The 22,800-nt window shown below is 57.3% G+C and carries 17 protein-coding genes and 1 tRNA gene; 13 read left to right on the top strand and 5 right to left on the bottom strand.

Features of this window, described 5'->3' with window-relative positions:
- Positions 1-40: 40 nt before the first annotated feature.
- The gene (locus tag VFX97_18660) at positions 41-457 is read right to left on the bottom strand and encodes a response regulator (protein ID HEX5705228.1); all 417 of its coding nucleotides are present in this window, start codon (positions 455-457) and stop codon (positions 41-43) included.
- A gap of 314 nt (positions 458-771) precedes the next feature.
- Between VFX97_18660 and VFX97_18655 the strand changes: the two genes are divergently transcribed.
- Positions 772-3,228: a carboxypeptidase regulatory-like domain-containing protein gene (locus tag VFX97_18655; GenBank protein HEX5705227.1), complete on the top strand. Its 2,457-nt coding sequence runs from the start codon at positions 772-774 to the stop codon at positions 3,226-3,228.
- Between the two features lie 70 nt (positions 3,229-3,298).
- Here the strand turns inward: VFX97_18655 and VFX97_18650 are convergent, their stop codons facing one another.
- A complete protein-coding gene (locus tag VFX97_18650; protein ID HEX5705226.1) occupies positions 3,299-4,387 on the bottom strand; it encodes a hypothetical protein in 1,089 nt (362 codons plus the stop codon).
- Between the two features lie 232 nt (positions 4,388-4,619).
- A complete protein-coding gene (gene secA, locus VFX97_18645) occupies positions 4,620-7,391 on the bottom strand; it encodes a preprotein translocase subunit SecA (protein HEX5705225.1) in 2,772 nt (923 codons plus the stop codon).
- A gap of 118 nt (positions 7,392-7,509) precedes the next feature.
- Between secA and lysC the strand changes: the two genes are divergently transcribed.
- From lysC to asd, 7 genes are all read left to right on the top strand, one after another.
- Entirely contained in the window at positions 7,510-8,934 is a 1,425-nt protein-coding gene (lysC, locus tag VFX97_18640) for a lysine-sensitive aspartokinase 3 (GenBank protein ID HEX5705224.1), read from the top strand.
- 97 nt (positions 8,935-9,031) lie between these two features.
- A complete protein-coding gene (locus VFX97_18635) occupies positions 9,032-10,027 on the top strand; it encodes a M20/M25/M40 family metallo-hydrolase (GenBank protein ID HEX5705223.1) in 996 nt (331 codons plus the stop codon).
- Positions 10,024-10,734: a 4-hydroxy-tetrahydrodipicolinate reductase gene (gene dapB / locus VFX97_18630; GenBank protein HEX5705222.1), complete on the top strand. Its 711-nt coding sequence runs from the start codon at positions 10,024-10,026 to the stop codon at positions 10,732-10,734. The genes VFX97_18635 and dapB overlap by 4 nt, the downstream gene beginning before the upstream one ends.
- Positions 10,735-10,851: 117 nt before the next feature.
- Complete coding sequence (gene dapA, locus VFX97_18625; protein ID HEX5705221.1) at positions 10,852-11,772, top strand: 4-hydroxy-tetrahydrodipicolinate synthase; 921 nt, start codon at positions 10,852-10,854, stop codon at positions 11,770-11,772.
- Entirely contained in the window at positions 11,759-12,595 is an 837-nt protein-coding gene (locus VFX97_18620; protein ID HEX5705220.1) for a 2,3,4,5-tetrahydropyridine-2,6-dicarboxylate N-succinyltransferase, read from the top strand. The genes dapA and VFX97_18620 overlap by 14 nt, the downstream gene beginning before the upstream one ends.
- Before the next feature lie 41 nt (positions 12,596-12,636).
- A complete protein-coding gene (locus VFX97_18615; protein HEX5705219.1) occupies positions 12,637-13,737 on the top strand; it encodes an aminotransferase class I/II-fold pyridoxal phosphate-dependent enzyme in 1,101 nt (366 codons plus the stop codon).
- 91 nt (positions 13,738-13,828) lie between these two features.
- Positions 13,829-14,884, top strand: a complete 1,056-nt coding sequence (asd, locus tag VFX97_18610) for an aspartate-semialdehyde dehydrogenase (protein ID HEX5705218.1) — start codon at positions 13,829-13,831, stop codon at positions 14,882-14,884.
- Between the two features lie 330 nt (positions 14,885-15,214).
- Here the strand turns inward: asd and VFX97_18605 are convergent, their stop codons facing one another.
- Positions 15,215-15,913 (bottom strand): alpha/beta fold hydrolase, encoded by a 699-nt coding sequence (locus VFX97_18605; GenBank protein ID HEX5705217.1) that lies wholly within the window; start codon positions 15,911-15,913, stop codon positions 15,215-15,217.
- A gap of 143 nt (positions 15,914-16,056) precedes the next feature.
- On the opposite strand from VFX97_18605, the gene VFX97_18600 reads away from it, so the two are divergent.
- The 5 genes from VFX97_18600 to VFX97_18580 all read left to right on the top strand — a co-directional run bounded on the left by VFX97_18600 (position 16,057) and on the right by VFX97_18580 (position 20,621).
- Positions 16,057-19,032: a PAS domain S-box protein gene (locus VFX97_18600; protein HEX5705216.1), complete on the top strand. Its 2,976-nt coding sequence runs from the start codon at positions 16,057-16,059 to the stop codon at positions 19,030-19,032.
- Between the two features lie 162 nt (positions 19,033-19,194).
- Positions 19,195-19,722, top strand: a complete 528-nt coding sequence (locus tag VFX97_18595) for a DUF2975 domain-containing protein (GenBank protein ID HEX5705215.1) — start codon at positions 19,195-19,197, stop codon at positions 19,720-19,722.
- Position 19,723: 1 nt separating this feature from the next.
- Positions 19,724-19,957 carry a helix-turn-helix transcriptional regulator gene (locus tag VFX97_18590; GenBank protein ID HEX5705214.1) on the top strand — a complete coding sequence of 78 codons (234 nt, stop codon included), beginning with the start codon at positions 19,724-19,726 and terminating at the stop codon, positions 19,955-19,957.
- An 86-nt stretch (positions 19,958-20,043) separates the two neighbouring features.
- Positions 20,044-20,442 carry a hypothetical protein gene (locus tag VFX97_18585; GenBank protein ID HEX5705213.1) on the top strand — a complete coding sequence of 133 codons (399 nt, stop codon included), beginning with the start codon at positions 20,044-20,046 and terminating at the stop codon, positions 20,440-20,442.
- 103 nt (positions 20,443-20,545) lie between these two features.
- Positions 20,546-20,621 (top strand) — tRNA-Ile (locus VFX97_18580).
- Positions 20,622-20,771: 150 nt separating this feature from the next.
- Here VFX97_18580 and VFX97_18575 read toward each other — a convergent pair.
- The gene (locus tag VFX97_18575) at positions 20,772-22,628 is read right to left on the bottom strand and encodes a PxKF domain-containing protein (GenBank protein HEX5705212.1); all 1,857 of its coding nucleotides are present in this window, start codon (positions 22,626-22,628) and stop codon (positions 20,772-20,774) included.
- Between the last annotated feature and the right edge of the window lie 172 nt (positions 22,629-22,800).

The raw sequence follows: 22,800 nt of genomic DNA, 5'->3' as shown, positions 1-22,800 counted from the left end.
AGAAACCCGCCTCTCAACACCCGCAAATAAACAAAACGGTTCAGTGCGAGACAGGACGTCGGCCCGCAGTCGCATTCACAGAGGCAAGCGACGATCTGATCTTGCCCAGTAGCAGTTCCAGATCAAGCGGCTTGGCTAACACCTCGTTACACCCGGCCGCCAGCGCATCCTGCTTGACGTCGGAAGTACCGTACGCGGTAATCGCAAAAATAGGCGTGCGCGAAAACACCTGCCGCTCACGAAGCTGTCGCGTGGCCTCAACGCCATCGAGCTCCGGCATCGCCAGATCCATCAGGATTAAGTCCGGATGCGAGCGGTTCGCCTGCAGGACACCCTCTTTGCCGTCTTCAGCTTCGACGACTTTGAAGCCCTTCGCCCGCAACCAGGCGGAAAGCAGCGTGCGATTGTCCTGATAATCATCAACGACCAGAATTGTGGAAGCAGTTTGTGGAGTCATGTTAGCGCCCTTCCAGCATCGGAAGCCTCCGACACCGAGCGATCCAATCAGTTAGGTCTAATCCAACATAGCTTGTCTAAAAGGTCAGCACATGACGGTGATTTGGCGATTACTTTGCAGTTCGCTTGCGGTCGGGGGCGCTGCGTCCTCTCTCGAAACGAGGAAAAGATCGCAGCCGGGGAAACCTCACCCGCGTCGCCGCGCATCAATAAAGCGGATCGCAATCCAGTTTCTTGTACTACCGACGTCTTCCCGTTCTCAGGCGGTCTCCCCGTTTACAAACCGAGCCGGTCTAATTTCAGGAGGCCAAGCCCATGAAACGTTCTCTCCTTTTGGTCGTGGTGTGCGTGTTTTCAATCACCGCATCCGCGCAAACTCGACGGGTCAGTCGCACTGCCGTTTCGCCCGCCGCAAACACAAACTCGAATATCCAAACGCTGCCGATCCGTCGCGTGATCCTATACAGCAACGGCGTCGCGTACATTGAACGACGCGGGACCATCACGGGCCACGCCGAGATCAATCTTTCGTTCAAGCAATCACAGGTTGATGACGTGCTGAAATCGATGGTCGTGCTCGATCTGGGGCAAGGCCGCATCGGCGCGGTGAGTTACAACTCTTCCGCGCCGCCGGCCGCGCGACTGGCGGACATTCCTTTCTCGATCGAGCCAGGCACTAATGGCAATGAGCAAGGCGGGCTCGCGGGCATTTTGCGTCAGCTGCAAGGCGCCCAGGTGATGGTCACCACCGCGACGCGCAGCGCCTCAGGATCGATTCTGACCGTTGAAGAGCGGAAGGCCCAACCTGATCCTAACCATCCAGCCGTAAACCGGCCCGCACTGGTGATCACGTCCGCCAACGGCGAACTGATCAGTTTTGATTTAGCTGAGGTGCGCTCGATCAAAATTATCGACGAAGGCGCGAAACGGGACATCAGCGAGTTCGCGCATGCGAGCGCCTCGGCGCGCCGCCGTGATGCTAAAACCATCGTCGTCACTTCGGACGGCAGTGGTGCGCGCGAGATGCTGGTGAGTTACACAATTGCCGCCCCGATTTGGAAGACGACATATCGCGTCGTGTTGGATGCTAAGAACAAGCCGTTCTTTCAGGGTTGGGCCATTGTGGACAACGTGAGCGACGAAGATTGGAAGAACGTGTCACTGTCGCTAATCTCCGGATCACCAGTCTCTTTCATCCAACCGATCCAAAAACCACTCTATCGCTACCGGCCAGTCGTGCCGATGCCCGATGATCTGAATCTGGACCCGCAGGTGTACGAGGATGGCGAAGGGGAAAACAGCGGTGCTGGCGTGGGCCGGACTATCAGCGGACGCGTAACGGATCCCATGGGAGCAGTGGTCGCCGGTGCCACAGTTACGATTACCAATACCAGTAACAACCAGTCCACGACCGTGACTACCTCCGACCGAGGCACTTATCGTTCGCCGGTCCTGTCGCCGGGGACTTATTCGGTAAGGATCGAATCGCCGGGCTTCAAAATCCTTCTAATTCAGAATTTGGCGGTCGGGGGCTACTTGCCGAGCTATGCGAACGCAGCGCTGGAAGTCGGAGGCGTTTCGGAAACGGTTACCGTGACGGCAAATAACAACTATCTCAGCACGATGCAACAGCAGATTTCGCAGCTGCCGCTGAATAATCGGGCGAACAACTACAGCAACCTGGTAGCTAGCGGTCTTAAAAACAATACCTCGCTCGAAGGCGTGTCACTGAGTGATGCGATTACCAGTTCCGATTCCGGTGTCGAGGCCGCGGCGACGGGCAGCGAGGTCGGTGACCTGTTCGAGTACCGAATCGATCAGCCGATTACAGTACCCCGCGATCGTTCAGCGCTGATTCCTATTTTGCAAACGCGCGTGGACGGCGAGCGTGTCTCTATTTTCAACGAAGGCAGCCGGCCCGATCGTCCCATGAGCGGGATGCTTCTGGTGAACACGTCGCCACTGACGTTGGAATCCGGCGCGCTCACCGTAATCGACGGCGATGCTTACGCGGGCGAGGCGCTGATGGAGCGGCTGAAGCCGGCCGAGAAACGCCTGATTTCGTTCGCCCTAGATCTAGCCACGCTGGTCCACGTCCGCACGAAAGAAGATCGCGCGCCGACTTTTCTGGTGCGGGTGGTCAATGGCGTGTTCCAGGCCCACTACCATCAAACCAACAAGAAGATTTATGTACTGACGAACCAGACTGATAAGCCGCGGGTGGTTTACGTCGAACATCCCTTGCGTGACGGCTGGGCCCTGAGCGATGACACGCAGCAGCCGGAGGGCAAGAGCGCCCGTTACTATCGCTTTCGCGTCGCGTTGGCTCCACATGAAAAGGTTGAGCTGCCGGTTACTGAGCGGCGCGCGTTAATGGACACTTACGCGCTGCACAATTTCAGTCGTCCCGATCTTGAGCTGTTCATCTCGCGTCGCTACATCGACGCCGCGACGCGAACGATTTTGGAAAAGATCATCGATCTGAAGACTCAGATGGCGATGACGAGTTCGCGGATCGAAGCGATCGACCGCGAGGTAGAGGAGATTGGCGAAGACCAGCAACGGCTGCGCGATAACATCAAGGCTCTGACAGCGACGGCCGAAGCCAGACAATTAATTTCGCGTTATGTCGCCAAGGCTGATACACAGGAGACCCGGCTGGAACAAATCAACAAAGAGAAGCAGGAATTGAATGCAAACCTGAATCGGCTCCAGGTAGAGCTGCAAGGCGTCGTGCAAAGCCTGGCGCTCGATCGGAAGCTGACGAATTAGGACCGCGCACGGAAAAACGCCGCTCGCGGCTGGCGCGAACGGCGTTTCGTGTTGTAGTCGTCTACTTCAACTACCGGTTCACGGTGATGTGCACCCTGAAAGCCCCACTGTTGTCGTTGTAGTTGTCGTCATTAACCAGCAAATACAAACGACCGTCGGCGGGCGCCGTCCATGTCAGCGAGTTGCCGATAAAAAACGGCTGGCTGTTTTGTCCGTCAAGCATGCGAAGGTAGCCGATCAGTGCACCGACGCCGGCAGTCGGTACCGGCCGCGTGCCGATGATCGAGCCGAAGCCCGTGCTGCGACCACCCTCGGGTCCAACCGTGCCTGCGCGTTGACCGGCGACAATAGTACCGGTGGCCGTGAAAGTGATTTGATCACCGCTGCGTACATCAATCCCCGCGTCAACGCCGCGCGAGTTGCCCGGCACTTCAATGTCACGCTCGCTCCTGCCGGGCCCACGCCCTGGTCCGCCAGGAAAACGATTTCGCGATCGAATGCCGCCGCTCCGATCAAGATCGTCAGCTTCACGGAAGTTGCCACCTCGTTCGCGTTGAATCTGGACCTCAAAAGCGCCGCGCGCGTCAGCGAACGACCCGCGGTTGGCCGTCAGAAACAGGCGTCCATTGCGATCGGCAGTGAACTCGCGACGGCTGCCAAGCTCGATGATCGGCGAGCTCGCGTCATTGCCAATCGCGCCGATCAGTTTGCCTTCATTTGCGTTCGGCAACGGCGCGCTCGGATCGGTTCTTTGCAGACCATCGGGCGTGAGGCGCATTCGTCCGACAGTGATGACCCCTGTCGCACTTACCTGGACGCGTTGGCCGCTTCGCACAAAGACGCCACTGTCGATCCAGTTTGAATCCAGCGTCACCTGCACATTGCGGGTTACATAGCGCGTGTCCTCCATCGGGCGCCCATCGATCTCGACGCGCTCCACCTCTTCCGGACGAAAGTACTGAATGTCATCTCGTCGACGCGTAGTGGTGGTGGATGGCGAAGTTGAAAGTTGCGTCTCGACGCGCATCACAAATTGGCCGTTGATAAAGCCTAAGAGCGTGCCGCGCACCTGTCTTCCGTCGCGCAGGTAAATCGTGTCGGCGACGGCGAACGTCGCGGTGGCAAAGACAATCAGTAAAGCAAGTAGGAACTTTTTCATGACGACTCCTCTTTTTTCACAAAATTTTCCGATTCGGACGCATGCAGCGCCGAACGGAAGCGGGAGAGCTTTTTTAAGGGGATTTGCCGGATTCAGCTTATACCGGAGAGAAAGAGTGGGCAAGGGAGCTCGCCGATGGTTCCGCTTTCCTTTGTGACTCTGCGGCTTTGCGTGAAAAGTCCTGTCCATCGGCGGGTTCACCCGAAGGCACTTCCACGATGGCCCGCAAACCTCACGTCGTGCCGTGGCATTTCTTGTACTTCTTGCCGGAGCCGCATGGACATGGATCGTTGCGGCCGACTTTCGGCTGATCGCGCACGATGGTTTTCGTTTTGCCCGCTTCTTCACCGGCGGCGGTGGCCCCCTGGTTCGGACCGGTGAACTGCATTCCGCCGCGGCGGCGCGCAGCCAGACGGCGGCGCTGGATTTCTTCGGGAGATTCTTCGGCGACGACTTGCAGGTTAAAGAGCGAACGAATAGTCGTCGTGTCGATGCGATCGAGCATCGCCTGAAACATGTCGAAGCTTTCTTTCTTGTATTCGACGAGGGGATCCTTCTGGCCGTAACCGACCAGACCGATGCCCTGCTTCAGGTGATCCAGCGCCAGCAAGTGGTCTTTCCACTGCGCATCGATGATGTTCAGCATGATGATGCGCTCGTAAGTGCGCATCGCCTCGTCGCCAATCTGCTTTTCCTTCTCGGCGTACTTGCCCTTGAGTTTCTCCCAAAGAAAGTCCGCGATTTCCTGCGGTGACGAATTTTCGAAATCGATTTCTTCGAGCTCGCGATCGAGCGCGTAGATCGTGTGAATCTGAACCTTGTAATTCTCGATGTCCCACGTGTCCGGCGAGGCGTCCAGGTCGAGATACTTAGTTGTGAGATCCGTAAGCAGATCGCGCGCGACGCCGGTTTCGCCGACCAGGTATTCGCGCTGATCGGGTTCTTCCATCAACTGGCGGCGGAGACCATAAATCGTCTCGCGCTGCTTGTTCATGACGTCGTCGTATTCCAGCAGGTGCTTGCGCGTTTCGAAGTTGCGGCCCTCGACCGACTTTTGCGCCGCCGCGATGCGCTTCGAAACCATCTTCGATTCGATTGCGGTGCCTTGCTCCATGCCGAGCCGCTGCATCAACGCTTTCACCTTGTCGCCGGCGAAGATGCGCATCAGATCGTCTTCGAGTGAAAGGAAGAAACGCGACGAGCCCGGATCGCCCTGGCGACCGGCACGACCGCGAAGCTGATTGTCGATGCGCCGCGACTCGTGACGTTCCGTGCCGAGGATGTGCAGGCCGCCGAGCGATACAACTTCCTTGTGCTCGGCTTCGACGATCCGCTTGGCCTTCAGGAATTCCTGCTGCCATTGCGATTCGTTCGCTTCGTCGGGATCGACTTCCTGTTCCTTGAGGAACTCGCGCGTCATGAAGTCGGGATTGCCGCCGAGCAGAATGTCCGTGCCGCGGCCGGCCATGTTCGTCGCGATCGTCACCATGCCCTTGCGGCCGGCTTGCGCCACGATTTCCGCTTCGCGCTCGTGAAACTTGGCGTTCAAAACATTGTGCGGGACGCCGGCGCGCTGCAAACGGCGCGCAATCAATTCGGAGTTTTCCACCGACACCGTGCCCACCAGCACAGGCTGTCCCTTTTGGTTCAGCTCTCTGATCTCTTCGACGACCGCGTCCCATTTCTCAGGCAGCGTGCGATAGATCACGTCCGGATTGTCCTTGCGAACCATCGGCATGTGCGTCGGAACTACCATCACGTCGAGTTTGTACGTCGAATGAAACTCGGCCGCTTCGGTTTCCGCCGTACCAGTCATCCCCGAAAGTTTTTCGTAAAGACGGAAATAATTCTGCAGAGTGATCGTGGCGAGCGTCTGGTTCTCGCGTTCGATCTTCACACCTTCCTTGGCTTCCACGGCCTGGTGCAATCCATCCGACCAGCGGCGACCTTTCATTAAGCGCCCCGTGAAGTCATCGACGATGATCACTTCGCCATCCTGCACGACATACTGGTGGTCGAGCCGGTAAAGCGTGTGCGCCTTCAAAGCCTGCTCGACGCAGTGCAGCAGTTCCATGTTGCCCGGATCGTAGAGATTACCGACGCCCAGCAGCCGCTCAGCCTTATCCACGCCGTCCTCGGTCAAGACTGCCGAGTGGTTCTTCTCATCAACTACGTAGTCGCCGGTCTTCTTCTTTTCTTCCAACTCTTCCCCGCGAATGAGTTGCGGAATGATCGCGTTCGCCTGGTAGTACTTGTCGGTAGATTCTTCGGACGGGCCTGAGATGATTAGCGGCGTGCGCGCTTCGTCGATCAGGATTGAATCAACTTCGTCAACCACGGCAAAGTAATGCCCGCGCTGTACGCACGTCGCGAGATCGAACTTCATGTTGTCGCGCAGGTAATCGAAACCGAATTCGTTGTTCGTGCCGTAGGTGATGTCGGCGGCGTATGCGGTCTGCCGCTCGAAATCATCCATGTCGTTTTGGATCACGCCGACTTCCAGACCCAGGAAGCGATAGATCTGTCCCATCCACTCTGCGTCGCGCGAAGCCAAGTAATCATTCACGGTCACCACGTGAACGCCGCGCCCGGTCAGCGCATTCAGGTAAACCGGCAGGGTGGCCACCAGCGTCTTGCCTTCGCCGGTGCGCATCTCTGCAATCTTCCCCTGGTGCAGCACGAGACCGCCGATCATTTGCACATCGAAGTGCCGCATGCCGGTAGTGCGTTTGCTTGCTTCACGCACGATCGCAAAGGCCTCAGGCAGGATTTCATTCAGAATCTCCTGTTCGGTGGATTTGCGATGGTCTTTGTCACGCGTGTCTTTGACGGCGTCAGCGATTTGCGCTTTGAAAAAGGCGGTCTTCTCGCGGAGTTGCTCGTCGGAAAGCTTCTCGATCCCGGGCTCGAGCGCGGTGATCTCCTCCACAATGGGCCGGATAGACTTCAGGAACCGCTCGTTACTACTGCCGAAAACTTTGGTTAGGACTTTATCGAAATTCATAAAAGATTCTGTTTGTGCTCACTTTTTGCGGGTGTAATTTGAGATTGTAAGGGAGCGCAGAGTTGCCAAGCAAGCCGGTTGCCCGGCTGGGTCCGCTGTGGTTTACTCGCGAACGAGCATGCGGCCAACAGTTATGAAGTTTGGCGGGACGTCGGTGGCCGACGCCGGCGCCTTCCGAAACGTTGCGGCAATCGTCAAAGCCGCGGAAACCGGGCGTCCGATCGTAGTCACGTCGGCCATCGGCGGGTTTACCAATGCTTTGTTGGCCAGCGTTGAAAGCGCCGTAGCCGGCGACGCGCGGGCGGCGCGTCCGCTGGACGAGTGGTTCGCCCGGCATGAAATGATCGCCACCGAACTGCTGGCCGATGACAGCCGCGGGACGTTTGCAACTGCGATCACAGATGCCCGCAAAGAGATTCGCCAGTTATTCAAAATCATTGCTTCATATCCAGTCACCAGTCCGCCGCTTCAGGATCAAATCGTGGCTTACGGCGAGTTACTGGCTTCGCAGTTGCTCGCGTCAGTGTTGCACGCGCACGGTCTGCGCGCTCAGTTCGTCGATGCACGTGATTGCATTAAGACGGATGAGAACTACGGAAATGCCGCGCCACTCACCGACACCTCAGGAGCGATACAGGAGCGGTTCAAGCGTCTGGCGAATGATGAGATTCCTGTTCTGGGCGGATTCATCGGCAGCACCGAACGCGGCGTAACGACGACTTTGGGGCGAGGCGGATCGGATTACACCGCGGCGATTGTTGGCGCCGCGCTCGACGCGCGTGAAATTCAAATTTGGACTGATGTCAGCGGCGTCCTGACGGCCGACCCGCGCGTTGTCCCTGACGCGCAAACAATTCCAATCCTTTCGTACCAGGAAGCGGCTGAGCTCGCTTACTTCGGCGCGAAGGTGCTGCATCCAAAAACGATTCAGCCGGCCATCGATAAGAGCATTCCGGTTCGCGTCTGTAATTCTCATGCGCCGGCGGACGAGGGAACTTTGATCGTCGCCGAATCAGAAGCGGCGCCACTGACGATCAAAGCGATCGCGCATAAGAACGGCGTCACTACTGTGCAAGTCACTTCGGCGCGAATGCTTGGCGCGTACGGTTTCCTGCGCGCGCTGTTCGAGATCTTCGACCGTCATCGAACGGCGGTGGATGTGGTGACTACTTCGGAGGTAAGCGTATCGCTTTCCATAGATGACGCGTGCGCTTTGCCGGAACTGGTTCCCGATCTGGAACGGCTTGGATCGGTTGAGGTTGAAAAAGATCGGACCATCATCTCGGTCGTCGGTGAAGGATTGCGCAATACGCCCGGCATCGCGGGGCGTGTGTTTTCAGTCATCCACGACATCAACGTCTCGATGATTTCCGTCGGCGCTTCCAGCGTGAATCTCACGTTTATGGTGGACGCGGCGCAAGCGACCGAAGCCATTAACCGCCTTCATCGAGTTTGTTTTGAAGGGACCGTCTCCGAACCGAGAGCGGACCGGGGTCCCCACGCGGGCAGCCCTCGTGGGGTGGTGGGCGCGACCGGATCATGAAGCAAGTTTAGTAATTACAGGTTGTTTCTTCGCTTTCTTTGGGGACCGCTAGATCCGGTCGCTACCGCTCGCGGTTCTGACACGGCACTGCAAATCCATGACTGATGTGCTTAGACTCACGCGCGAACTGATCGACATTCCGTCGGTTACGGGTGAGGAGTTTCAGATCGGAACTTCACTAGGCGAATTGCTTATCCGGCTTGGCTATCACGTTGAGTTGCAGAACATCGCGCCTGAACGTTCGAATATCATTGCGCGTACTGAAGCCCGGCCGCGTGTCGTGCTCTCGACGCACATGGACACGGTGCCGCCGTTCATCGCTTCGCGCGAAGACGATGAATTCATTTACGGCCGCGGCGCGTGCGATGCGAAAGGAATAATTGCGGCACAGATTGCCGCGGCGGAAAGGTTGCGCGCCGAAGGCTTCAACGAAATCGGATTGCTCTTTACGGTCGATGAGGAGGTGACCAGCGCGGGCGCAAAGGTTGCGAATGAATATCCCGAAAGCTCAGCGTGTGAATATCTAATCAACGGCGAACCAACTGAGAATAAGCTGGCAGTTGGCACCAAAGGCTCTTTGCAGGCAACGATCAGAACAAAAGGTCGTGCGGCTCATTCCGCTTATCCGGAGCAGGGCGATTCAGCGATCGAACATTTGTTGGACGTGCTTAACGACGTCCGCTCAATTGACTGGCCGTCTGATGAAGTGTTCGGCGAAACCACCTGCAACATCGGCGTCCTCTCAGGCGGCACGCGTGCAAACGTAATCCCGAGCGAGGCTGAGGCCACAATCCTGATTCGGCTGGCGATTGATTCTGCCTCGGCCAGGTCGCTTCTGGAAAATGCAATTGACGGCCGCGCCGCGGTGGACTACAAGTCGGGGCACGATCCAATCCGCTTGCTTTCGCTTGATGGATTTGAGCAAATGATTGCACGCTTCACCACGGACATTCCTTATCTTTCGAATTGGGGAAGGCCTCTGCTGATCGGACCGGGTTCGATTCTCGATGCGCACACCGATGGCGAGAAAGTCCGGAAGAGCGACCTTTTAACCGCGGTGGATCTCTACGTGAACATCGTGAAGCAGTTATGAAAATCGCAATCATCGGTCATGGCGCCATGGGACAACTCGTGGCGAAGCTCGCCAAAGAGCAGGGCCACGAGATTGCCGTGACCCTGAATTCGCGCGATGCCGACCGCTTAAACGAAGACGTGGGCATCGAGGTTGGGGGGTGCGACGTGGCCATCGACTTCTCTGTCGCGGCGGCGGTGCCAAAGAACATTTCGCTCTGCATGAAATCCGGCGTGCCTCTGGTGGAAGGCACCACGGGCTGGCAGGTAAATCGCACTGAGCTCGCGCCCCAGGTTGAAGAAGCCGACGGGGCGCTGGTCTATGGCGCGAACTTTTCTGTTGGCGCGCAGGTTTTCTTTCGCATCGCCGCGGCGGCGGCTGAATTCTTTCAGAACCTCGAATCGTACGATGTGTACATCGAAGAAGCGCACCACAAGCGTAAGCAGGACGCACCCTCGGGCACCGCAATCAAATTGGGCGGAATTGTCGCGGATCATTTGGAGCGCGAGGTGCCGATTTCCTCGACGCGCGCCGGCCACATTCCCGGCACGCACCGGGTGGGTTTCGACTCGCGCGCTGATCACATCACTCTGGAACATGTTGCCCGTTCGCGTGAAGGATTCGCTGAAGGCGCCTTGATGGCGGCCAGGTGGATCGTCGGTCGCAAGGGCGTATATGAATTTACAGAAGTGTTTGATGAGATTTTAGAAGCGCAAGAGGACGTTTAGAGGCGGGCTACTGCCCGCCGGAATTGAATCGTGGCACAGACTTCAGTCTGTGATCACGTCTTGAGGCCGCAATTTACGAAGGAATCACAGACTGAAGTCTGGGCCACGAGGAACTCTATGACTATGAAGATTGATTGGATGCGCGGTTGCGCGACGGCGCTGGTAACACCGTTCAAGTCCGATGGCGCGTTTGATGAAGAGCGCATGCGCGCGCTCATCGATCGACAGATAACGGGGGGCGTTAAGTTATTAGTGCCGTGCGGCACCACTGGCGAGAGCGCCACCATGACCGAAGACGAAGATGCGCGCGTGATTGGGCTGACTATCGAAGTTGCCCGCGGACGCGCGAAAGTGATTGCGGGTGCGGGGAGCAACTCGACCGCTTCGGCGATCGAGTATTCGAAACGCGCGCAGGAACTCGGCGCCGACGCGGTCTTACAGGTCGCGCCCTGGTACAACAAACCGACACAGGAAGGTCTGTACGCTCACTTCCATGCGATTGCGGACGCGATTCCCGATTTGCCGATCATGATTTACAACGTTCCGGGCCGCACTTCGTCAAACATCGCCGCGCAAACGACCCTGCGTCTGGCGAGGGACTGCGAAAACATAGTGGCGGTTAAAGAAGCGTCCGGGAATCTGTCGCAGATGATGGAGATTCTGCGCGAGCGTCCGGATGGTTTCGCGGTGATGTCGGGCGACGACGCAGTGACTTTGCCGTTGATCGCTTTGGGCGCAGAAGGAATCGTCTCGGTCGCTTCGAATGAAATTCCCGATCTGATGTCGCAGATGACGAATTTCGCTCTGGAAGGAAAATGGGATGAAGCGCGCGAGTTGCACTATCGCCTGCTGCCGCTGATGGACGTGAACTTTATTGAATCGAGTCCGGGTCCGGTGAAAGCCGCCATGGCGATGATGGGATTGCTCGAAGAGAATTTCCGTCTGCCTCTCGTGCCGATCACGGAAAAGAGCCGCGCGCGTGTGAGAGAAGTGATTGCGCAGATTGGCTTGTTGGAGAGTGCTCATGTTACTGCGTGAACACATCGAGGCACTCGCTACGCGCGAAGGGGCTAGTTACTCCGAAGCCGATTTCACCGTCTTTAACGATTTCAAATCAGATCTCAATCGCGGCGTCATTCGCGCTGCGGAACGCGATGCGAACGGCAAATGGCAAACAAACGCGTGGGTGAAGCGCGGGATTTTGCTCGGCTTCCGCATGGGCGCGATTATAGAAATGACGCAATCCGGCGCACCGCTACAGTTTCTCGACAAGAACACTTATCCAATCCAAAGATTCACGCCTGAGGATCGCGTGCGCATCGTGCCGGGCGGGTCGAGCATTCGCGACGGAGCGTACATTGCGCCGGGCGTGGTCTGCATGCCGCCGATGTTTGTTAACGCCGGCGCCTATGTCGACGAGGGCACCATGATAGACAGCCACGCGTTGGTCGGTTCGTGCGCGCAGATCGGAAAGCGCGTGCATATTTCAGCCGCGGCGCAAATTGGCGGCGTGCTGGAACCCGCCGGAGCAATGCCTGTAATCATCGAAGACGATGTGATCGTCGGGGGCAACTGTGGTGTTTACGAGGGTGCCATCGTGCGCGCGCGCGCCGTCCTCGCTTCCGGCACGATCATTACCGGCTCGACGCCCGTGTTTGATCTTGTACGCGGCGCAATCTATCGACGCAGTGGCGAAGACCCTGTGGAAATTCCTGTGGGCGCGGTCGTCGTTCCCGGCTCGCGAACAATTCAAAATGACAAAGCGCGCGAATGGGGTCTGTCCCTCTACGCTCCGGTAATTGTGAAGTATCGCGACGAGAAAACAGACGCGTCGACGCAGTTAGAGGAGGCGCTACGGTGACTTTCCAGCCACCTCCATTTCTCCGCGGCATCGAGAAAAGCATGATCCGGAAAATTTCGGATCGCGCGAAGCCCGGCAGTATCAGTCTTGGCCTGGGCGAGCCTGATCTGCCGACACCGGAAGTGATCGTGCGTGAAGCCGTTCGCGTGATTCAGGAAGAGAAAAATGGGTACACGTTGCAGGCAGGCTTGCCGGCCCTGCGCGAAAGAATTGCGGGCGACTATCCACACATGAATCTCAATACTGATCAGGTAGTCGTCACGGCCGGTTCGCAGGAATCGCTTTATTTGATCCTGCGCACGCTTGTCGAAGAAGGCGATGAAGTCCTGATGCCCGATCCAGGGTTCATCGCCTACCCGATGATTACGAAAATGGTTGGCGGCCGCGAGGTTCGTTATCGCTTGCCTGCGGGCAAAGACTTTGGTTTCGATATCGATGATTTCAAAAGCAAACTTACGCCGCGCACGAAAGTGGTCATTTGCATCAGTCCGTCAAATCCGACCGGCCGAGCGCTGACCAGGGATGAGTTACAGGCGATGGCCGACGCGGTTGAAGCGAGCGGCTCGAATGCGTTCATTGTGAGTGACGAAATTTATCGCGAGCTTTATTACACGCCGGAACGCGCGGCATCGATTTCGGAGTTTTATCCGCGCACAATCATCGCGAGCGGCTTGTCAAAGTCGATGCGGATGACGGGCTGGCGCATCGGCTGGTTGGCCGGTGACACGGAAGTGATGAAGGCCACGCTCGTGCTGCACGGTTATGTCGTGACCTGCGCTTCGAGTATTTCGCAGAAGGCGGCGCTGGCCGCGTGGACGCATGAAGCAGAGGCTTCGCGAGCCGAGATGCGATCGATCTTTCTCAAGCGCCGTGACTTTCTTTTACAAAAGTTGCGCGACGAACTGGGGTTGCGCTGCGTGACTCCGGATGGAGCTTTCTACACAATGGTCGAGGTAAGTGAATACGGCGATGAGTTGAAAGTTGCCGAAGCAGGCTTGGAAAAGGGTGTCGTGACGATTCCCGCAGCGGCGTTCGGCGAAGAGAGCCGGGGCTTCTTGCGCATCTCGTTCTGTGCCGATGAAGAACGGTTGAGTGAGGGCGTGAAGCGACTGGGAGACGCGCTGAGCTCGCTAAAGAACTAACCACAGATCGTTTAGAGGCGGGCTACCGCCCGCCATCTCGCCTTAAACCAGGCGGGCAGTGGCCCGCCTCTAAACGTAATTATTAGATTTGATGAGCAATAAACTTCGCATCGGAATTCTCGGAGCGACCGGCGTCGTCGGTCAGCGATTTGTGCAACTGCTGGAGCGTCATCCGCAGTTTGAGATCACCGCGCTGGCCGCATCCGATCGTTCACAAGGGAAGACATACGCTGAAGCATGCACCTGGCGTTTGCCGGGCGAGATGCCTGAGGGCGTAAAGCAGATTGTCGTGCAGCCGCCCGCGCCGCCGCTCGATTGTGACGTCGTCTTTTCCAGCTTGCCCGGCGAGATCGCGACCGATGCCGAACCGGAATTCGCGCGCGCGGGCTTTCCTGTAATCAGCAACTCGTCCTCTCATCGCATGGCGGCGGACGTGCCGCTTTTGATTCCCGAAGTTAATCCTCACCACCTCGAACTGATCGAGGCGCAGCGCACCAACCGTGAATACAACCGCGGATTCATCGTCACCAACCCTAACTGCTCGGCGATTGCGATTGTGATGGCGCTCGCGCCGCTCCATGAAAAGTTTGGGGTGACCGCATGCGTGGTGACGACGATGCAGGCGTTGTCCGGCGCCGGTTATCCGGGAGTCGCTTCGCTGGACGCGACCGACAACGTGATTCCGTTCATCGGCGGCGAGGATGAGAAGGTTGAGATTGAAACGCGGAAGATTCTGGGCGGCGTCAGCCAGGGCACGATCATCGATGCCGACATGAAGGTGAGCGCGCAATGCAATCGCGTGAACGTGACGGACGGACACATGGCTTCGATTCGCGTAAAGCTTGGTCGTTCAGCTTCGCTTAGTGAGGTACGCGACACGCTCGCCACGTTCACAGCCGAACCACAAAGGCTGAAGCTTCACTCAGCCCCGGCGAGACCGGTAATCGTTCGCGACGAGATTGATCGGCCACAGCCGCGGCTCGATCGTGATGCGGGAAACGGAATGAGCGTGACAATCGGGCGACTCGCTGAGGATAGTGTTTTCGACTTTCGCTTCGTCGCGCTCGGCCATAACACGATTCGGGGGGCGGCGGGGGCGGCGATCCTGAATGCGGAATTGTTAGCCGCGAAAGGATATTTCGACTAGTGTCAGACAGGCCTTGCCCAAAAAAGGTCTTAGGGTGTCGTAAGCGCACGCTCATCACGGAAGCAGTGGCCGACAACACGCAACGAGCTGCGGAGCAGCGCAGGTAGTTAAGCCCAAGGCGAGGCTCTGCGAGCCTTGGGAACCGGTGCATACAAAATCGTTTGGAGCCGCGGAGCGGCGACCGATAAGCGCCCTGAGTTATTAGGCTTTGAAGCTGCAATGCCGACCCTCCAGAACCGTGCTCCAATAAAATCTCTGTCTCGCGCTTCGCGGGCTCGGTTGATCTAAAAAACCAGGTTACCCAAGGCTCGCAAAAGCCTCGCCTTGGGCTTAGCTATGACCGCTGCTGTGCAGCTCGACTATTAGTTCGGGTGCGTCGCCGGACTCTTTGGGCAAAAGCCAGTCTAACATCCACTCAGTAATCACTCGCTTCAACTCGTCCAACTGATCGTCAAAGAAATGCCCCGCGCCTTTGATCACGCGCAGTTCCGCCGGCGTATGCGCGGCAATCCGATCAACTAACTCGCGCAAACGACTCACGTCGCCGTATTCATCATGTTCGCCGTGCACGAACAAGATCGACTTGCGGCACTGCTCAAGAAAGCTGAAGTCGTACTTATCGACCGGCGTGCCGATGCTGATTAGGCGCACGACGCGTTCGTCGGCTATGCCAACCTCCAATCCCACTCGTGCGCCGAACGAAAAGCCGCACAGAGTAATTTCCTTCCCGGGATACGTCGCCGCCAGATAGTCGAGCCCCGCGCGCACATCCTCTTGCTCTCCGTGGCCTTCATCGTGTGTTCCTGTGCTTTGGCCAACGCCGCGAAAATTGACGCGCAAGGTGATCAGTCCTGCTTCATTCAATGCCGCGGCCGCGCGAAAGACTACTTTGTTGTGCATCGTGCCGCCGCCGAGCGGATGCGGATGCAGGACCAAAGCCACGCCGCGAACTTCGCCGCGCGGCTCTTTCAGGATCGCCTCGAGCCTTCCGTGCGGCGCGGGAATGAAAAGATTGCCTGCCGGATACATTCGTTGCGATTGTAATCATTACAGAACATTCGCGATAGCTACCGTCTTTTACAATCTCATTGACGGGAGACTCGGCCCGCAACCTACCGAATTGACGCGCACCGAAAAAAAGGATTAGTTTCGCCCAGTAGAACTTCTCGATAATGAGTACCGATGATGCACTCAATAGTCTGACTCAGATCTCGCGCGTCATAGCTGAGACTGCGTCCGATGGCATCATCACCATCGACGAGAACAGCACCATTCTCTTCGCCAACCGCGCCACCGAAAAAATCTTTGGCTACTCGCGCAATGAGCTGGTGGGTCACTCGCTGACGATGCTGATGCCCGAATATCTGAGGCACGTGCATCGCGCAGGTCTCACGCGCTACATGACGACCGGCGAGCGTCACATCAGTTGGGAAGCGGTGGAGCTTCCCGGTCTTCACAAAAACGGATCCGAGCTTCCGCTTGAATTGTCATTCGGCGAACTCGTCGAAGGCGGCAAACGTTTCTTTACCGGCATCGTGCGTGACATCACCGATCGGAAACGGGCTGAAGAGGCTTTGCGGCAAAGTGAAGAGCACTTTCGGGCGTTGATCGAAAATGCCACGGACATCATCACCGTGCTCAATCGCGACGGCACGCGACAGTACGTCAGTCCGTCCGTGGAACGCTCGATCGGATACAAGCCGGAAGAACTAATCGGCAAGAGTCCTTTCGAACTGATTCATTCCGACAATGCTGCCGAGCTGCGTAAATTATTCATCGAGGAAAGTCGCCAACCCGTAACCAGAGAGGTTCGCATCCGGCACAAGAACGGCTCGTGGAGAATTCACGAGGCGACCGCGCATAACCTGCTCGACGATCCGGCAGTCAACGGAATCGTTGTGAATTCGCGCGACATTACAGATCGCAAACGCCTGGAATACCGGTTGATGATGCAGTATCAGACGGCGCGCATTCTCGCCGAGTCGCCTTCTTTGGACGCGGCCGGACCAAAGTTGTTGCAGGCGATTTGTGAAAGCCTGGGATGGGATCTGGGGCAGATTTGGATTGTCGATCCGGAAGCAGCAGTCCTGCGGTGGTTGGCAAGTTGGCACAACCCGGCGGTGGCGGTGGCTGAGTTTGAAGAGGCTAGCCGAGGCCGGCCGTTCGCGCGTGGTGTCGGGCTGCCGGGCAACATCTGGGCGGACGGCGCGGGGCATTGGTTCGGCGATCTGGGCAGCAGCCTGTTCACCCGCAATGAACTCGCTTCCCGCGCCGGTCTGCGTTCAGGGTTCGGTTTTCCGATTAGGTTGGGCGAAGAAGTCTTCGGCGTGATGGAGTTCTTTACGCGCGATTCCGAGACTGAGGACCCGACGTTACTCGAAGTGATGAATTCCATCGGCAATCACATCGGCCAGTTCATCGAACGCAAACACGCCGAAGAGCAGCGCGAGCAAATTTTCGCGCGTGAACAACGCGCGCGCCTCGAACTTGAAACGGCCATGAACCGTATGCGGCAGGTGCAAACGGTGACGGAAGTCGCCCTCTCATATCTGTCGCTGGACAAGTTACTCGCGGAATTGCTCGAGCGCGTCTGTGAATCGATGGACGTGGACACGGTCGTGATTCTGTTGCGCGAGGAAGACGACCACCTGGTCGCGTGGGCCACCAAAGGGTTGGAGATTGATCTGGGGATTCGCGTTCCCATCGGCGCCGGATTCGGAGGCCGTGTCGCCGCCCAGAAGGCGCCGTTGGCGATCGATGATACGGAAACTGCGGAATTGTACACGCCGTTTCTGCGCGAGCACGGTGTGAAGTGTCTGCTCGGCGTTCCTTTGCTGATCGAAGGGCGTGTGCTCGGCGTGATTCACGTCGGCAGGTTCACGCAGCGCCCATTCTCAGAGGATGACACGCGGCTTTTGCAGTTGGTGGCTTTCCGTGTCGCCCTCGCGATCGACAATGCGCGGCTGTTTGAAGAAGAGCGCGCCGCGCGCCGCGAAGCCGAGGCTGCCAACCGCGCGAAAGACGAGTTTCTGACTACGCTTTCTCACGAGCTGCGTACGCCACTGACGCCGGTCATCGGCTGGATTCACATGGTGCGCACCGGCATGCTTCCCACTCAACAACTGGATCACGGATTGAGCGTGATCGAAAAGAACGCGCACGCGCTGAAGCGGCTGATCAACGATTTGCTCGATATGACCGCGATTCTCAGCGGCAAGATGCGCATGGAAGAGCTGCCGGTTCATCTCGGCCAGGTCGTGCACGAAGCGATTGAAACCGTGCGGCCATTTGCCGCCACGCGTCAAATCAATGTGGAAGGAACGTTTCGCAACTGGAACGACGAGATCGTGATTGGCGACACAACGCGGCTTGGCCAGGTGTTCGCAAACCTGCTGCACAACGCCGTGAAGTTTTCACCGGTGGGCGGCACCGTGCGGTTGACGTGCGAGACTGAAGGTCATAATGCGGTCGTCAGCGTTACCGACGAAGGCGAAGGCATCCCACCGGAATTCTTGCCGCACGTGTTCGAGAAATTTGTGCAAGCCGATGGCTCAAAGACGCGCAGCCACGGCGGCCTCGGGCTTGGTCTGGCACTCGTGAAGAGTTTTGTTGAGTCGCACGGCGGCACGGTCTCGGCCGAAAGCGCGGGGCGCGGCCATGGCAGTCGTTTCACCGTGAGACTAACGCGCAAGGAAGCAGGCGAAATTTCGCCCGTCATCGCCAGGCAAACCACCGGTCCATTAGTAAAACCGGCCGGCGCTCACATTCTGATTGTCGAAGACGACGAAGACACGCTCGAGCTGCTGCAATCGACTTTTAAGTCGAAGGGCTTTCGCGTGACGACTTGCCAGTCGGCGCCTGAGGCGCTGGAAATCGCGCCGCAAAATTCCATCGATCTGATTTTGTCTGATATCGGCATGCCCCACATGGACGGCTTCGAGATGATGAAAAAGCTGCGCGAGCTGCCGAACATGCACGATGTTCCGGCCATCGCCCTGAGCGGATATGCGACCTCGAAGGACACCAAGATGGCGCTTGCCGCGGGCTTCAACGCGCACGTCTCAAAACCGATCGAGCCGGCGGAGTTATTAAAGACGACCAGTCGACTTCTCAAGAAGAAGAGCGAAACCGGCCAGCTTAAGAAGTAGTCGCTCCCGCGCCCCGAATCTCCACCGCTTCATTAGTTTACCACCCGTTTTCGTGGCCTATGAGTACAGGCGCGGCAATCCGTGTTTATCGCTTATCAATAATATGCTTGACGGTTGTCAATAAATAGTTTATTGATAGTCGATATGCCGAAGGTGAAATCAATGTCAAAGCAAATATCTTCAACTGCCGCGCTGCCGATCGCTTATGTCCTGCTGCGGATCCTGATGGTCTTGAACTGGCTGATGGTCCCAGTGATCCTGGTTCTGCTGTTCGTAGTACCCAACCGGCAATGGATCATGAGCAGTTTCGACCTCGCTCCATCGCCTGATGCGGACCGGCTGGTCATGGGTCTGCGCGCGATCGCCGTGCTTGGTCTCGCCACGATTCCTCTGAACTATCTTGTCTTAAAAAAGCTGCTCGCGATCGTTGAGACCGTGCGCGGGGGCGACCCGTTCGTCACCGCAAACGCAGCCCGGTTGCAGGCGATCGCCTGGGTGCTGCTGGTGCTGAACCTTTTCAGCATCGTCATCGGCGCGATCGGCACAGCCATTTCCAGTCCGGCGCATCCCGTCGATATCGATGCCGGCTTTTCCATTAATGGCTGGCTCGCCGTGCTCCTCACGTTCCTGCTGGCGCGCGTGTTCGCGGAAGGCGCGCACATGCGCGAAGACCTCGAAGGGACGGTGTGACATGGCGATCGCAATTAAGCTCGACGACTTACTGCACGATCGGCGGATGACGCTCACCGACCTTGCGGATCGTGTCGGCATGACGCTGGCCAATCTTTCGATCCTCAAAACCGGCAAAGCGCGCGCGATTCGTTTCTCGACGCTCGAGGCGATCTGCGAGGCGCTCTCGTGCCAACCTGGCGACCTGCTCCGGTTCGAACCGAAGCAGGCAGAACGCGAGCGACCGGCGGCATAAGCAAAAGGAGCGCCCGATGAGCGCCCTGCTGTACGGGACGTATAAGTGGCGAGAGGCGCAGACAAAATCTGCAAGGAGAATTTCAAATGAACCGCAACGTTACGTTAACGATCACGTCTCTGCTCTCGATCGTCCTCTTCTCATTGCACTGGGCTGATGAGGTCGCCCGTGGGCTCGAGCCGGGAACCACGTCAGCGGCCGGGGGCTTGCTCATTCTGGCGGTCTGGCTTTCCGCCACGCTGGTGTTCGGCGATCGGCGATGGGGACTGGTGCTCATCCTAATCGGGGCGCTGCTTGCATCTGGCATCCCTATCCTACATATGCAGGGGAAAGGTCTTATCCTCGGCAGATATGGCAATACCAACGCAAAGTTCTTCTGGGTCTGGACCAACATCGCGCTTGGCGCGAGCGGGATGCTGTCCGTCGTCCTCGCGGCGCGTGCACTGTGGAACCTGCCATGGCGCCGCGGATCAAGAGCAGTTTGAAGGGCTCTAGGATGCGGCGCCGGTGGCGATCAGTTTAGTCAAAAACGACGCCGAGTCGGTACAATTCCGTTACAATCGGGAAGCAACTGCCCTAAGTCTTTGTGCCCCTGTAGCTCAACGGTTAGAGCAGCAGACTCATAATCTGTTGGTTCGGGGTTCGAATCCCTGCGGGGGCACCAAATAGCAGGCGGCAGTACGCGGTCGGGCAGGAACCGGCCGAGGCTCCACCCCTTCGCACAAGGTAGCCGCGTCTTTTCACCACATCACCTGAAAGTGAAGGCCTCGCTAAAGAACGCGAGGCCTTCATCAATCCAACCGGCGACCAAAAGTTATTTGAACTTGAAGTTCGCGCGATGGATGCTACCGTCGTTTAACTGTACGACTAGTTGCCTGCATGTACCCGCCCAACTTGCTTCGGTTTTCCAGACGTAGATGTACTGGTCAGTTACTGGATTGTAACTAAGACTACTCCCGCCTGCAGTAACCGTCTCTTCCAAATCCACTGCCGGATCGCTGGAATTGCACGCGATTGGTCCCGAAGAAGGTGAGCCGGGAGCAAAAATTCCCAGTCCCTTATCACCACTCAAGCTGAACTTCACCGGAATGGCCCTCCCTGCCTGAACTACGTTCAGCGCCGGAAGATTGTCGACCGGCTGGAAGAAACCAGCGAAATTGTATTGCACGGTAACAGTGAAGCTGCAGTTGGATACATGGCCAGCGCCGTCATCCGCAGACGCGTTGACGGTAGTCGTGCCGACCGGGAACACAGAACCCGAGGCGGGCGTGCTGTTCACGGTGACACTCGCCGAACAACTATCAGTAGCTGTTACCGCTGGGTAGTTGACCGCCATCGACGTCGCATTCGAATTCGGTGGCAGAGTAACGACCACGTCAGCCGGACACGTGATATCCGGCGCTAACGTATCCTGCACAGTAATGACAACATCGTCTGTGTCAGATCCGCCACCAGTGTCTGTGACGGTGAGCGTGATGGTGTGAACACCGACTGGCAGGTTCACAGTCAGCATCGCCCCCGTGCCAAGCGGCGTGGCTCCTTCAGCCCAGGAGTACGAGTTGATAGTTCCACTGCCCGCTGTAGAGGCCGAGCCATTCAGATTCACGTCCGTGGTTGCCCCTTCGCATTCGACAGTTTGATCGGGGCCGGCATTAGCAGTTGGGGCCGAAGCCGTAGTGCTGAATTTCTGAATGCGCGAGTTATTCGTGTCGGCAACGTAGAAGAAGGTGCCGGCTGCGTTTGCAGCTATATCCTCGGGACCTTGAAATTGTCCGTCGCCGTTGCCGGCGCTTCCCACCGCTTCGATAAACGTTCCGGTGTTGGAGAAAAGTTGCACACGATTATTTCCCGTGTCAGCCACATAAACTGTTCCCACGGTGTCGACTGCAACACCGCGAGGTCCATTGAACTCGCTGGTCGCCGTCCCTAGCGTTCCCCACGCCGTAACAAACGTGCCGGCGCTATTGAATTTCTGAATTCGATTGTTCCCGCTGTCGGCTACGTAAAGGTTGTTACCTGAATCGATCGCTATGCCTACGGGATTGGCGAACTGGCCGTTGCTGCTCCCACCGGACCCAATCGTGCCGATGGGCGTACCGGTGGAAGAAAACTTCCTAATGAGATTGGCACCTGAGTCAGCAACATAGATATTGCCTGTCGAGTCGACAGCTATTCCGGCTGCCGCCAGGAACTGTCCGCCCTCGCTTACGTTGTCACCAAATGCAAACTGAAATAGGCCGCTGGAGTTAAACTTTTTAACAACACTCGTACTCCCTTCTCCGGCGCCGTCTGTGGCATAAACATTACCGCTTGAATCGGTGGTGATTTTATGGATGCTAAGAAATCCTTGAGCCGTTCCGTTGTTCTGTCCAAGCCGGGCAATAAAGGTGCCGTTGCCGTCGAATTTTTGAATTTGACCTGGGCTGGCACCTGAGGCGTCCGCGACATAAACGTCACCTGAGGGAGCGACCGCGATTCCTCTTGGGCTAATGAATTCCCCGTCGGACGAACCGACGGTTCCCCATTTTAAAATGAACGTGGATGCCGATGCCGCGACGACAAAAACCAGCATCGCGATGACCAACACCAAAAAGAATGGCAACGAGCGAAATTGGCCGCGCTTGCGAGACGAACGCGACACGACGCGACTAAGGGAAGTAACTTGTTTCATCAGGGTCTCCTTTGGTTTTATTGACAAAGTCAGAACGATATAGCCTGCGCAGTGGTGACTGCGCGATCAGATTTTATTTGCGGTCAAATCAGTCCGAACTTCTCGGGGGGGCGGCGAACGATTGGAGCGAACGCCATCGAAATTCGGGAATGATGTGCGGGAGAAGATATGC

This window comes from Pyrinomonadaceae bacterium (assembly GCA_036277115.1).
GTDB lineage: Bacteria > Acidobacteriota > Blastocatellia > Pyrinomonadales > Pyrinomonadaceae > UBA11740.
The sequence above is the reverse complement of the archived record's forward strand: the minus strand, read 5'-3'. Positions and strand labels throughout refer to the sequence as shown.

Coding starts and splice junctions, on each gene's coding strand:
- VFX97_18660 (HEX5705228.1), bottom strand. CDS start 457: ATGACTCCACAAACTGCTTCCACAATTCTGGTCGTTGATGATTATCAG.
- VFX97_18655 (HEX5705227.1), top strand. CDS start 772: ATGAAACGTTCTCTCCTTTTGGTCGTGGTGTGCGTGTTTTCAATCACC.
- VFX97_18650 (HEX5705226.1), bottom strand. CDS start 4,387: ATGAAAAAGTTCCTACTTGCTTTACTGATTGTCTTTGCCACCGCGACG.
- secA (HEX5705225.1), bottom strand. CDS start 7,391: ATGAATTTCGATAAAGTCCTAACCAAAGTTTTCGGCAGTAGTAACGAG.
- lysC (HEX5705224.1), top strand. CDS start 7,510: ATGCGGCCAACAGTTATGAAGTTTGGCGGGACGTCGGTGGCCGACGCC.
- VFX97_18635 (HEX5705223.1), top strand. CDS start 9,032: ATGACTGATGTGCTTAGACTCACGCGCGAACTGATCGACATTCCGTCG.
- dapB (HEX5705222.1), top strand. CDS start 10,024: ATGAAAATCGCAATCATCGGTCATGGCGCCATGGGACAACTCGTGGCG.
- dapA (HEX5705221.1), top strand. CDS start 10,852: ATGACTATGAAGATTGATTGGATGCGCGGTTGCGCGACGGCGCTGGTA.
- VFX97_18620 (HEX5705220.1), top strand. CDS start 11,759: ATGTTACTGCGTGAACACATCGAGGCACTCGCTACGCGCGAAGGGGCT.
- VFX97_18615 (HEX5705219.1), top strand. CDS start 12,637: ATGATCCGGAAAATTTCGGATCGCGCGAAGCCCGGCAGTATCAGTCTT.
- asd (HEX5705218.1), top strand. CDS start 13,829: ATGAGCAATAAACTTCGCATCGGAATTCTCGGAGCGACCGGCGTCGTC.
- VFX97_18605 (HEX5705217.1), bottom strand. CDS start 15,913: ATGTATCCGGCAGGCAATCTTTTCATTCCCGCGCCGCACGGAAGGCTC.
- VFX97_18600 (HEX5705216.1), top strand. CDS start 16,057: ATGAGTACCGATGATGCACTCAATAGTCTGACTCAGATCTCGCGCGTC.
- VFX97_18595 (HEX5705215.1), top strand. CDS start 19,195: ATGTCAAAGCAAATATCTTCAACTGCCGCGCTGCCGATCGCTTATGTC.
- VFX97_18590 (HEX5705214.1), top strand. CDS start 19,724: ATGGCGATCGCAATTAAGCTCGACGACTTACTGCACGATCGGCGGATG.
- VFX97_18585 (HEX5705213.1), top strand. CDS start 20,044: ATGAACCGCAACGTTACGTTAACGATCACGTCTCTGCTCTCGATCGTC.
- VFX97_18575 (HEX5705212.1), bottom strand. CDS start 22,628: ATGAAACAAGTTACTTCCCTTAGTCGCGTCGTGTCGCGTTCGTCTCGC.